Origin of the sequence: Labrenzia sp. OB1 (assembly GCF_001624695.1) — a bacterium.
Lineage (GTDB): Bacteria > Pseudomonadota > Alphaproteobacteria > Rhizobiales > Stappiaceae > Roseibium.
This window is the reverse complement of sequence record NZ_JSEP01000013.1, coordinates 24706-36808: the sequence shown is the minus strand read 5'-3', so window position 1 is coordinate 36808 and position 12103 is coordinate 24706. Positions and strand designations below refer to the sequence as shown.

Here is a 12103-nt window from a genome sequence, read left to right as displayed (position 1 = left end):
GAGTACGGCAAACCATTCAGCTCAAACGGCTTTGGCAACAAAATGCGCGAGTGGTGCGACGATGTAGGCCTGAAGCAATGCTCATCACACGGCCTCCGGAAATCTGCCGCGACCGTACTGGCCGAAGCTGGAGCTTCTGAATACCAGCTCATGGCTGTGTTTGGCTGGAAAGACCCCAAGACCGCTCGAATCTACACCAAACAGGCTAAGCAAGTAGTGCTGGCGCAAGACGCCTATGACCGTCTCGAAAAATCAACGGAACAGAAAAATGTCCCACTTTCTTCCCCTGTCAAATCCAGTGAGACAAAAAGAGAAAAAAATGCAGAAAAATCAACACCTCAAAAGAGGAGTGGTGGGCCCGGAGGGACTCGAACCCCCAACCAATCCGTTATGAGCGGACGGCTCTAACCAGTTGAGCTACAGGCCCCTGGATCAACCCCGCCTCATATGCAGTCATACAAGAGCATGGGAGCTGATCGGTTTTCAGGTGCCGGTGCGTCTTGTCTGCACACGTGCGATGACAGGATGCCCCGGAGCGGTTCGTCGCCGAAAGGGGCAACTCGCGCTTCAGGTTTTCCTATACCACGGCAGTTTTCCGGAGCAAGAGCTTTGCGGCCTTTGTGGGAAAAAGTCCGGGAAAGAGTGAAGCGGAACGCCGGAGGGACGCCCGCTCCCGCGCCTGATGACAAAAACCGGTTCCGTTTGCCTTTGGTTTCCGTTCTAAATGACGTTGAAAGCAATGACTGAATCACCTGCCGGAGCCCTCATGCGATCACCGCTCTTTTCCCTCACGCTCAGCCTCATGCTTGTGAGCATGATCGGTTGGCTGCTGGTTGTCGGCCGCTCGCTGCTGCTGCCTTTCGTCATCGCTCTCATCGTCTGGTACATGATCAACGCGCTGTCGCATGTTTTCGGGCGCGTGACCATCGGCCGCTGGAGCCTGCCGCGTTTCATTGCCTTTCCGCTGGCTCTCTTGAGCATATTCGCGGTCGGCACCTTCGTGCTGGATATCGTGACCGTCAATCTCACCCAGCTTGCCCAGGACGCTCCCACCTATCAGAGACGGCTGGAGGATGTCTTCAATCAGACATCTTCCTATTTCAAGCTCAACGATCCGATAGAGCTCAAGGATCTGTTTCCCGATTCGATCGTGCCGCGCATGGTCACCGCCGGTGCAGGTCTGGTTACAGCACTTGCGAGTTCCGCCAGCCTTGTCTTCATCTACGTTCTGTTTCTGCTCCTCGAACAGTCCACATTCGACAGAAAGTTCGAAAAGCTCTTTCCGAATACGGAGAAGGCCCGGGCAGCCTTCGCGATGCGCGCCGAAATCAACCGGTCCATCATGCATTACTTCTCCATCAAGACGTCGGTCTCCATCGCCACCGGCCTCCTGACCAGCCTCGTGCTGATCGTCATCGGACTGCCCTACGCGGCCCTGTTCGGTTTCATCGCTTTTGTGCTCAACTATATCCCGACCATCGGGTCCCTCATCGGGGTGGTTTTCCCGAGCCTGCTGGCGATTGTCTACTACGATACGCTCGGCCCCTTCATCGCCATCGCCACAGGGCTCGGCCTGATTCAGTTTTCGGTCGGCAACTTTGTCGAGCCGCGGCTGATGGGGTCCAACCTCAATCTGTCCGGCCTGGTGATCATGCTGTCGCTGGCCTTCTGGGGGGCTATCTGGGGCGTGGTCGGCATGGTCCTGTGCGTGCCGCTCACCGTGATGATCGTCATCGTCTGCGCCCGTTTCGAGGCGTCACGGCCGATTGCAGTGCTCCTGTCGCAGACGGGCGACATCGGCCTGGATGGTGCGGAGGAATCTTCGCAGGCCAAGTGATCCGGCACCTCCGGTGGAGCTTTGGAAACCTGAATGCGGGCTGAACCGGCAGGCCTTGCCCCTGCCTTAAAGCGGGACAATGTTTCCGCTTGATATGGCTTTCTGGAAAAGGAATTTATCATGACCATTTCGCGTTCCCGCCTGGCGCGGAGCAGCCTGGGCCTCACCCGCCGGGTCGCGCTCGCAGCCAGCCTTGCTGCCGCCCTTGCCGTCCACACCCCGGCTCTTGCCCAGGAAACTGCTTCGGCCGCGGGCAGTATCACAATGGAAGGTCAGGGAACCGTCTCCGTTGCGCCGGACATGGCCGTCATCAACACCAATGTGGTCACCGGCGCAGACACCGCGGCCGAAGCTCTTTCGCAGAACTCCGCGGCAATTGCCAAGGTCATCGCGGCGATCAAGGGCGGCGGAATCGAGGCCAGAGATATCCAGACCCGGGGTTTCTCCATCCAGCCACGTTACGAGCGGTTCGAAAATCCATCAGACCGGCAGCCGAATATCGTCGGCTATGAAGTCCGAAACGGAGTTGAGGTCAATGTGCGCGATCTTGGCAGGCTCGGCGATCTCCTGACCCTGGTGGTGGAGAGCGGCGCCAATTCGGTGGACAATATCCGCTTCGAAGTCAGCGACCCGCAGGACAAACTGGACGAGGCCCGCAAAAAAGCCGTCGAGGCCGCACGCCACAAGGCGGAGATCTTTGCCGCCGCCGCAGGTGTCGAACTCGGACCCATTGCTTCGATTGCCGAAACCGGCATCCAGATGCCGCAACCGATGATGATGCGCGCGGAAAGCATGCTGATGTCCAAGGCGGGACCGGTACCGGTTGAGGCCGGCGAGGAAACCATCGCCGCCAATGTCACCATTCGCTGGTTTCTGCAGTAAACGGAAACGGATGCGGCACAGGCCGCATCCGCTTCGTCCGGTCATGCGGTGTCTTTGAACGGGAACATTTTGAAAGCTCGCGTTTCACATAATAAAACAACCAATCATTGGTTCCGGCTTTGCCGAGTAATGATTGTTGCTTCCGACCAATATTTCGGAACCAACTCTTCGCACTAGTAAATTTTAACAATATAAAAATGCAGTAATTATTATATAAAAATGTAATTTATACTATAATATTTAATTATGAATTTCTAAATACGTAAATTACCTTATGAATTAGTGAAGTTTTTATTTACTTTTTTAGTATCAAATATCTGTAATGCTTTGTTCAAGACCGGCCGGAGAGAACCGATGTCGATTTTTAAAACCAATTCCTGGAAGGCGACTGTAGAAGCTTTCAGCCGATCGCAGGCGATGATCGAGTTCAAACCGGACGGGACCATCCTGACCGCCAACGACAATTTTCTGAACGCGCTTGGGTATACCCTTGAGGAAATCAAGGGCCAGCACCACAAGATGTTCGTCGACCCCGATCTCGCCAACAGCCCGGAATACAAGAATTTCTGGGGCTCCCTCGCACGTGGCGAGTTCAAGGCAGCGGAATTTCTGCGCTTTTCCAAGGACGGCCGGGAGGTCTGGATACAGGCGTCTTACAATCCTGTCCTCAACGCCGCCGGCAAGGTCGTAAAGGTCGTCAAGATCGCCTCCGACATCACGGACCAGAAAAAGCGTAATGCGGATTTCGAAGGCCAGGTGGACGCCATCAACAGGTCCCAGGCAGTCATTCATTTCGAGCTGGATGGCACCATTCTCGACGCCAATGAGAACTTTCTTGCCACAGTCGGTTATTCGCTGGACGAAATCAGGGGGCAGAAACACAGCCTGTTTGTGGAGCCCGCTTACCGGACCAGCAACGAATACAGCCGGTTCTGGGCAGATCTTGGGGCCGGCAAATTCAAAGCGGGCGAGTTCAAGCGCATTGGAAACAACGGCAAGGAAATCTGGATCCAGGCAACATACAATCCGATCCTGGACGCCTCCGGACGGCCGTTCAAGGTGGTGAAATTCGCAAGCGACATCACCGAGCGGATGCTGGAAGAGCAGAAGCGCAAGAGCATTCGGGAAGGCATCGATCAGGATCTGTCGGAAATCTCACAGTCGATTTCCGCGGCTGCGGACCAGGCAACCAACTCCGCGGCGGCCTCCGAACAAACCTCCTCAAGCGTACAGACCGTCGCCGCAGCGGCCGAAGAACTGGTCGCCTCCATTTCGGAAATCAGCCGCCAGGTTGCAACGGCAATGGAAGTCTCCAGCAATGCCATCGGAGAAGCGGAGCGGTCCAGCGAAATCATGTCGGGCCTTTCGGACGATGCCAAGACAATCGGTTCGGTGATCGAACTGATCGACGGCATTGCCGACCAGACAAATCTACTGGCCCTCAACGCGACCATCGAGGCGGCACGGGCCGGAGAGGCCGGAAAAGGCTTTGCGGTCGTGGCGTCGGAGGTCAAAAGCCTCGCCTCCCAGACCAGCAAGGCAACCGAAGAAATCTCTGCCCAGGTCAATTCGGTTCAGGAAACGACCGAAAACGCCGTCGAGGCCATTCAGTCGATCTTGTCGGTCATTACGAATATCGGGGAAATTGCCGCCAGCATCTCCGCCGCCGTTGGAGAGCAGTCCTCGGTCACCACCGAGATTTCCTCCAACATGCAGACAGCCGCCCAGGGCGTGGACCTGATCACGTCGAACATGCAGACGATCTCCACGGCAACCGCCCAGATCGATGCTGCGACCCGCAATGTCAGGGAAGCGTCTCAGGCGCTGATGTAACGCGGCCTGCCAGCGACCTTATCCGAGACGGTTGTCTGGAAGTTCAGATTCAAGAAGCAGTCCGCCTTCACGGTTCCCACCGCGAAGGCGGATTGCTTTCCAGGAACCGGGACCAGACCTGCATCGGTTTGTCCGTTTCTTGCGTGTCGCCGATATCGAGCCAGGGAAACCGGACGATCACGCCATCCAGCTTCTCGTAGCCGCGCTTGCGCCAGAACGCATCGAGTGGCCGGTATTGCGCTGGCCGCATGGGATGATCGCCCGGCCGGATGACAGCACAGAATACAGCCTGGGTGAGGCCGAGGCGTTTGGCGTGCGCTTCGCGTTCATCAAAAAACCGGTGGCCGATCCCCTTGCCGCGATAGGCGGGATCCAGAACGGATTCAGCCAGGTAGAAAATATTCTCCAGCGCATAGCCGCGTGCTTCCAGCGGCGTCCGGAAAGCCGCCAGCTCCCCGCCAAGCGGCTCACCCGTCGCGGCTCCGACCAGCTTTCTTCCGTCGTAAGCGCCGACGATCACAGCACCGTCACTGCGCGCATAGCGCTCAAGATAACCGGCCTCATAGTCAAGCGAGCCCTCATAAAGATAGGGCCAGTCCCGGAAGACGGATATCCTCAGCTGCGCCAGCTGATCAAGGGCATCCTTCAGGTCATCGCCCGTCAGGCTTCTGATCTCGACCGTCATAGCCACCCCTTCTTAGTGTCCTGAAGAATCTGCCCAATCTTATGCTCATCCACCGAACATGCATGACGTCAATACGGTTTTGCAGCAAATTACCTGCAACTCGAAACACGCTGCGGAAGTCCTGATACGTGCTGTTACAGAGTGACACAATTTCGCGTTAACACCTTCGCGAAGAATATGGCAGAACAAACAGGGAGCAAACGGACATTCTCAAATTCAGGAGACCGAGCAAGCCATGTCGAAGACACAGCCAGCCGCATACAGTCCTGTTCATATTCTTCTTCACTGGGCGATTGCCGCCCTCATCTTCTTCCAGCTCGTCTTCGGCGAAAGCATCAAGGACCTCGGGCGCGCCCTGCGCGGGGACGGAACGCCAGACGCCATGACGGCCTTCATGGGCAACGCCCATATATGGGTCGGGATCGCCGTGCTGGTGCTTACCGTTCTTCGCCTGATCGTCCGGGCAAGATTTGGCGTTCCTGCGCCCATTCCCGCATCCAGGGTTCAGGAACTCGCCGCCAGGGGGGGGCACGGCCTGCTCTATCTCCTGATGATTTTTGTGCCGATCACCGGTTTGCTCGCTTGGTATGGCGGCATCCGCGAGGCCGGCGAACTGCACGAACTGGCGAAGCCGCTTTTCATCATCCTGATCGCGCTGCATGTGGCAGGTGCGCTCTATCACCACTTCGCCCTGAAGGACCGGACCATGAAGAGGATGATCACCAGCCGCACCTGAAGCTGCCTGAAATGACGCAACTTCCAGCAGATCAGTCCCGCGCCTCCAGCCAGAGGCGTGCACTGTCCATGTCCTGTGTCATCACCCCGTCCGCAAGTTTCTGGCCAACGACTGCGCCGAACTTGTAGCCGTGGCCCGAGCAGGCGGAAACGACCGTCGCCCTGTCCATCGTGGTTGCGAAAAAGTGTTCATCGGATGTGAAGGTATAGGCACAGGTCACCACTTCATCGACGCGATATTCGGAGATCCGGCCGAAAGGCGGTGAGAAATAGTCACGCAGGATCTCCCCTTCGCCCGGCTTCGCCACCCGGTCCTGATCCGGCAGGGACTTGTGTTTGTGAATGCCCGCGCCGAATTTGAGGCCTGTCCCGGCAACCGGCGGCAACACATAACCGTCTATCGAACCGCCCGGATCCAGGATGCACGGACTGTCCGCCCAGGCCTGGCGCAGATCCTCCGGCGGTGTCAGATAAACAACGGCTGTCCGATAAGTGGTAAGGTTTGCCGCAAGATCAGGAAACAGCCCCAACGTCCAGGCACCGGCCGTGACGATGACATGATCCCCGTTCAGGACGGACCCGTCGGCCAGGGTGACACTGCCCGCCACCGCATCCACGGCCGTCACCTTGCAGTTTTCCCGCACGAGCGCGCCGTTTGCGATCAGCCAGTTTCTGAGTCCAAAGGCGATTCGCTGGCACAGAAGAACCCCGCCTTCCCGGCTGACGGCGCCGTAACGAAGTGTTGCCGCATCGACAAACGGATAGCGCGCGGCGGTCTCTCCCGGCGATAGCTCCTCGAACGGATAGCCACCTTCGAGAAGGCCGTCCCGGTAGATGTCCGCACCGTCGCCTTCCTGTTGGCAAAGCAGCATGAAACCGGTGTCCACGAGATGCTTTTCGCCAAGGTCGGACCACATCTCGTCCCAGGCATCATAGGCCGCGCCGATGCGGCGCTGATATCCACCCTGACCGCCGTAGGCCCGGCGGATGATGCGGTGCTGATCGCCGGAAGCCGACAAGGGATTGGGGATCGGTCCCTGCTCAAGAAGCGTGACCTGCACACCCCGTTTCGTCAGGGCCCACGCCGTGGAAAGGCCGGCAATTCCGGCACCGGCAACAAGTACAGTCATGAGAAAACCATCCTGCGGTATGATGCGGCACATCGGGAAACGGGACCGGGTTCCTGATTTTACGGAAAAGATCGTGACCCTGTAACCTCTATATGCCGGTTATGCATTTGCCCGCGCCGGAAAAAAAGGTGCTACGGCACTCAGGCTGGATTATTTCAGGGGAAATCACCAAGGTCCTGGAGGACGCAACGTGCTCGAACCAGACACCGAAACGCAAGAAAGCCTGGCCCAGCGGCGCTTGTCGGATTACCCGGACTGGGGCTATCTGTTGCGGGAGTTTTACGAAGCCTACCGGTTTCTTTCTTCCGGCGGCAGCGAGAAGATCCGTGCGCATCAACGCACCGTCCGCGAGGCCATCAGCAGGGTCAGCAAATCCAATTCTGAAATCCGCTTTGACGCTCCGGCGCAAAAGCCCGTCACGGCGCATCTGAAGCGCGCCCTGGACGAAGGACGGCAGGAGCGCACCGCTCCCCTCATCCGCGCGGTGGAGAGCGTTCAGGATCATCTGATCTGGCAATATGGATACGAGAAAGTGCCGCGCGGCCTGGACAAGACCTATGCCTATGCCGAAATTTGCGGCCCCAACGGACCGGTCCTGACCACGGAAGTCATCCTGGGGCTGGTTCTGTTCGCACCGGGCTGCACCTATCCGGCGCATTCCCACAGCGAAATTTCAGAAAGCTATATCTGTCTGTCCGGCGCGGTTTCGGAAAATCATCAGGGCGTTTATTCCCCCGGATCGATGATCTTCAATCCGCCCGAACACACCCACCGCATTACCGTTTCCAAGCTGGAACCGGCGCTTCTGGCCTATGCCTGGACCGGCCCGAAGGAGCGGCTCGCCAACCAGAAAATGGTCTTCAGCCGCAAGCGGGGGTAAACACCTGATCCCGGAGATGCACCCAAACGCCTGAAGCAACCCGCCGTCCCGGCCCTGAGCCGGGACCTCATCGTTTCCGGCCAATCTTGCTCCGTCACGACCTTGTCGACCATTTCCCGCCGGTTCGCGAGCCCGGATTTTCCCGCTGCCTGTCATCGCACGCTCGCCCCCGGCCTCGAAATCCGCTGGCGTCCGGTGCCGTGTCAGCAGATCGGCCGGGACAAGACCCCGGCGCAAGCGGTCCGCAATTCAGGCGATGGAAACGGTGACGCGGACGCGCATGATCTGCTCCTCAGGCAACCAGTTGAAAGACCATGCCGGACAGAACGGCACCCGCGAAGCCAAGACCGAGATAGGTAACGAAAACCGATGGCTTCACCAGCGACCAGACGGCGGCCATTGCCGGAATGGAACTGACGGCCCCCGCAATCATGAACGCCATGGCGGCGCCCGATCCCATGCCCTGATCCACAAGGCCCGCAAGCAACGGCGGTGCGACATAGCTGTTGAGATAGGCAGGCATACCGACGAGCGCCGAAATCACGATCGATCCGATACCGCCGCCACCAACCGCCCTCGCAATCAGGTCAGCGGGGACATAAGTCACGAGCGCGGCTTCAAGAACATAGGCAAGCGCCAGCCATTTGATCAGAAAGCCCGCATTGGCTTTCAATTCGACGCCGAATTTGGCTGTCCGCACGCTTTCCCGCCAGAACATCCAGACCGGGCGCCCGGTCTGCGGTGACGCACCGCAGCCGCAGCCGCTGGCAGCCGAGCCGGGTCTTGCAGGACTGGAAAAGACCCCGGCCCTCATGGCCAATGCAACAGCCGCGCCGCCGAACAGGCCCAGGGAAACCGCGAATACGGCCTTGCCGATCGCAAAGGACCAGCCGAGTGCACCTGCGGTGATCAGCAGCGTCGGCGGATCGATCAGCGGCGAGGACAGCCAGAAAGCCATGATGGCGGAGAGCGGCGCACCCACCGCCAGAAGTCCGGCGATGAAGGGGATGACCTCGCAGGAACAGAATGGAGCCAGGCCGCCGAAGAGCGCCGCAAGGCAGATGGCGACTGTTTCCCGCCCTTCGAACGCCTTGCCCACATAGGCCTCGGCGCCCGCAGCCTTGAGCCAGGCGATCAATGCCACGGCGAAGGCAATATAAGGCAGCGTTCCCAGAAACGCCGTGACCGCGAAGCTCGCGAAGGAAACGAATTGCGGTGGGTCGAAAACCAGGACAAGCAACGGCACGCCCAATACGATGGCCCAGGTCGAAAACAGATATTTCTGCCCGGGAATGGCCTTCCACGACCAGTTCGACTTGGGGGTGCTGCAGCACGCCGTTTTCGGGGCGCAGCAGCTCGCGGAGCCCGAATTTCCAGCTGCGGACGTTTCCAGGGTATCAGTCATTCAGGATCTCCAGTTCCACGTCGGGCGTGCCGCAGCCGCCATTGGTCACACATCCGTTTTCTTCGGCACAGCATTCCTTGAGAAGGTAACCCGCCAGACGGTCCAGATGATCGAAGGCCGCCCTGCTGATAACCGAGCGGCCATCCTTTTCCTGCAACACGAGCCCGGCCGAGGACAGGAAGCGCAAGTGGTGGGCAAGCGTCGAGGCGGCCATCCCGGTCCGGGACTGGATATCCCCCACCGTCAAACCTTTTTCACCCGCCTTGACCAGTGCGAGCACCACCTGCAGCCGGGCCTCTGACCCCAGCGCGGCAAATCCCTGAGCGGCTATTTCCAATTTCATATGAGCCTCATCAATATAACTATATTTCTAGTTATATAGTTATATCTAACCTGTCAATGGTCATGACAGCCAGGGTAAGACAGTCGGTGGCGAGTCAGAGAAATGTCAGGAGCCAGAGCACACCGGCATCAAGCCACTTGCGATCTCCACAATCGAGACGGTGCCGAAGAGCATTCGGTTTTACAGCATGGCTCATGACGAAGGGGCTCATTCAAGGACCGCGCGCCATGGCGCGTACATGGGTTACAGCACTGCCGGCGCCCAGGCCCGCAATGCTGCCTGAAACCATTGTCTCCGCGCCAAAGGCACGCCCGCGCGTCGTAGCTTTGGTTGACTGCCCGAAGCATACCAAGGCCGCCCCGCTGCTAGGCGCGTTGAGACGCACCCCCGAGAGCACCTGCCACAAGCACTCTCGCCGCCTCTCCGGCGGCTTCGGCGTATGCCGCGTCCCGGTGCACCAGAATCGTCGAGAAAGCGCCATCCAGCAACAGCATGACATGGCGGGCGAGATCATGCGCCGGATAAGGAGCCAATTCACGGCCCGCAGCCTGAAACTCCTCCGCCATCCAGGCCTCGAATTTCTTCTTGTGGGCCGCGCCGACCTTCATCGCCGGATGACCTGGCATATTAGCAAGCTCGGCAGCCGTGCGCAGGAAGCCGCAGCCTTTCCATTTCGGATGCCGCGCGGATGCCGCGATGTTTTGGAAGATCGCCTGAACCTTGTCCGGCAAGCCCCCCTCAGCTGCTTCGAACCAGCTTCGGAACAGCTCCAGATTTGGCTGGTCCCGGGAAACCAGATAGGCCTCGATCAGGTCGTCCTTGCTCTTGAAATGATAGTAGACGGTCTTTTTCGTGATCCCGGCTTTCGCGGCGATGGTGTCGAGGCTGACCGCGCGGATACCCTCCGCATAAAACAGCTTGTTCGCGGCCGTCAGAATGCGGTCCCGGGCATTTGAGGAAGTGCTTCTCATGCTCAAAGTATACTCACCAGTGAATATACTTCAATAGCGATGCCCATTAGCGTCAGGACATCGACAAGACAAAGGGAAACAGACCATGTCCGAGACCGTGCTACTGGACCGCCACGAAAAAACAGCGCTTTTGACGCTCAACCGGCCGGAAAGGCTCAACGCGCTCAACTACGCGACAAATGATCTGATCCTGCGGTATCTGGACGAACTGGAGCGTGACGACGCGGTGCAGGCGATCATCATCACCGGTGCCGGACGGCGCGCTTTCTCCGCGGGTGGTGACATCCACGAATTCTCCAGAAGCATCGCGGCGGGACCGGACATCGCCGTTCGCGAATTCTGCCGCCGGGGTCAGGCGATGACTGCACGGCTGGAAGCCTTTCCCAAGCCGATCATCGCCGCGGTCAACGGCCTTGCCTATGGCGGGGGCTGTGAGATCGCCGAAGCGGTGCATCTTGCCGTTGCCGCCGATACGGCTGTTTTCGCAAAGCCTGAAATCAACCTCGGCATTCCGCCCACCTTCGGTGGAACCCAGCGCCTGCCAAGGCTGGCCGGACGAAAGCGGGCCCTCGAGCTGCTGCTCACAGGTGACCCGTTCACGGCGGAGCGAGCCTACGAGCTCGGACTGGTCAACAAGGTTGTGGCGCCGGAGGCCGTCCTGGATACGGCGTTCGAGCTGGCCGGCCGCATCCAGCGTCACTCGCCCCTTGCAGCCGCCCGTATCCTGACGGCGGTAACCCGCGGCCTCAACACCAGCATCGACGAGGGTCTGCAGATCGAGCGGGAACAATTCGCGCGCATGGCACCCACCCGCGACGCCCGGGAAGGGCTCGACGCCTGGATCGAACGGCGTATGCCGACCTACGACGGAGGTTAAACACCCTGCTCACGGCCCGAGCCGGTGCGCCGGCGCTGCTGCGCTCCAATCGACGCCTGACAGATAGGGCCCCGGCACACGGGGCTCAAGGCATCACGCCTCTTTCGCACCCTCTTCACCCTTCACCTGACCGATCCAGGTCTGAAGATTGTAGTAAGTGGTGATACGGGCGATCTCGCCGTCACGGATTTCGAAAAAACTGCCTGCCGGTATCTTGTAGGTCTGTCCGTTGGCCGGCGGCAGGCCTTCGTCGGTATCGATATAGCTGCCGTGAACGATGAATTCGGCCGCGGCGCGGCTGCCGTCTTCGTTCACGAACAGCACAATGTCGGAAAGCCGCTCCTTGTAGCAGCGGCTCATATGCACATTGAACGACCAGAACTTGTCCTTGCCGACCCGCTGTTCGCCCTGGTTGACGTCGTGAATCAGGTCATCAGCGACCAGACTTTCCATCTTCCTGGTATCGCCGGCATTAAACGCGGCAAAATAAGTATCGATCAGAAACCGGGACTGTTTGTTGGGCAT

12 protein-coding genes and 1 tRNA gene are annotated in these 12103 nt (G+C 58.9%); 6 read left to right on the top strand and 7 right to left on the bottom strand.

Going from position 1 to position 12103, the window contains the following annotated elements:
- Positions 1-350 precede the first annotated feature (350 nt).
- Positions 351-427: transfer RNA gene (locus tag OA90_RS17290), tRNA-Ile, on the bottom strand.
- Between the two features lie 339 nt (positions 428-766).
- On the opposite strand from OA90_RS17290, the gene OA90_RS17285 reads away from it, so the two are divergent.
- The 3 genes from OA90_RS17285 (at position 767) to OA90_RS17275 (ending at position 4552) form a co-directional block, all read left to right on the top strand.
- Positions 767-1837, top strand: coding sequence for an AI-2E family transporter (locus tag OA90_RS17285; protein WP_068414696.1), 1071 nt, complete (start codon positions 767-769; stop codon positions 1835-1837).
- A 120-nt stretch (positions 1838-1957) separates the two neighbouring features.
- The gene (locus OA90_RS17280) at positions 1958-2719 is read left to right on the top strand and encodes an SIMPL domain-containing protein (RefSeq protein WP_068414693.1); all 762 of its coding nucleotides are present in this window, start codon (positions 1958-1960) and stop codon (positions 2717-2719) included.
- Between the two features lie 354 nt (positions 2720-3073).
- A complete protein-coding gene (locus tag OA90_RS17275) occupies positions 3074-4552 on the top strand; it encodes a PAS domain-containing methyl-accepting chemotaxis protein (RefSeq protein ID WP_068414690.1) in 1479 nt (492 codons plus the stop codon).
- 67 nt (positions 4553-4619) lie between these two features.
- Here OA90_RS17275 and OA90_RS17270 read toward each other — a convergent pair whose 3' ends face one another.
- A complete protein-coding gene (locus OA90_RS17270) occupies positions 4620-5237 on the bottom strand; it encodes a GNAT family N-acetyltransferase (RefSeq protein ID WP_068414687.1) in 618 nt (205 codons plus the stop codon).
- Between the two features lie 235 nt (positions 5238-5472).
- Between OA90_RS17270 and OA90_RS17265 the strand changes: the two genes are divergently transcribed.
- A complete protein-coding gene (locus OA90_RS17265; RefSeq protein WP_068414684.1) occupies positions 5473-5973 on the top strand; it encodes a cytochrome b in 501 nt (166 codons plus the stop codon).
- A gap of 31 nt (positions 5974-6004) precedes the next feature.
- Here OA90_RS17265 and OA90_RS17260 read toward each other — a convergent pair whose 3' ends face one another.
- Entirely contained in the window at positions 6005-7102 is a 1098-nt protein-coding gene (locus OA90_RS17260) for an FAD-dependent oxidoreductase (RefSeq protein WP_068414995.1), read from the bottom strand.
- A gap of 190 nt (positions 7103-7292) precedes the next feature.
- Between OA90_RS17260 and OA90_RS17255 the strand changes: the two genes are divergently transcribed.
- The gene (locus OA90_RS17255) at positions 7293-7982 is read left to right on the top strand and encodes a dimethylsulfonioproprionate lyase family protein (protein ID WP_068414681.1); all 690 of its coding nucleotides are present in this window, start codon (positions 7293-7295) and stop codon (positions 7980-7982) included.
- A gap of 292 nt (positions 7983-8274) precedes the next feature.
- Here OA90_RS17255 and OA90_RS17250 read toward each other — a convergent pair whose 3' ends face one another.
- The 3 genes from OA90_RS17250 to OA90_RS17240 all read right to left on the bottom strand — a co-directional run bounded on the left by OA90_RS17250 (position 8275) and on the right by OA90_RS17240 (position 10701).
- On the bottom strand, positions 8275-9387 hold the full coding sequence (locus OA90_RS17250; protein ID WP_082837110.1) for a permease: 1113 nt from the start codon (positions 9385-9387) through the stop codon (positions 8275-8277).
- On the bottom strand, positions 9380-9730 hold the full coding sequence (locus OA90_RS17245) for a metalloregulator ArsR/SmtB family transcription factor (protein ID WP_068414677.1): 351 nt from the start codon (positions 9728-9730) through the stop codon (positions 9380-9382). The genes OA90_RS17250 and OA90_RS17245 overlap by 8 nt, the downstream gene beginning before the upstream one ends.
- A gap of 365 nt (positions 9731-10095) precedes the next feature.
- On the bottom strand, positions 10096-10701 hold the full coding sequence (locus OA90_RS17240) for a TetR/AcrR family transcriptional regulator (protein ID WP_068414674.1): 606 nt from the start codon (positions 10699-10701) through the stop codon (positions 10096-10098).
- 85 nt (positions 10702-10786) lie between these two features.
- Here OA90_RS17240 and OA90_RS17235 point away from each other — a divergent pair, with 85 nt between their 5' ends.
- Complete coding sequence (locus tag OA90_RS17235; RefSeq protein WP_068414671.1) at positions 10787-11578, top strand: crotonase/enoyl-CoA hydratase family protein; 792 nt, start codon at positions 10787-10789, stop codon at positions 11576-11578.
- A gap of 93 nt (positions 11579-11671) precedes the next feature.
- Here the strand turns inward: OA90_RS17235 and OA90_RS17230 are convergent, their stop codons facing one another.
- On the bottom strand, positions 11672-12103 hold the full coding sequence (locus tag OA90_RS17230; protein WP_068414985.1) for a ketosteroid isomerase-related protein: 432 nt from the start codon (positions 12101-12103) through the stop codon (positions 11672-11674).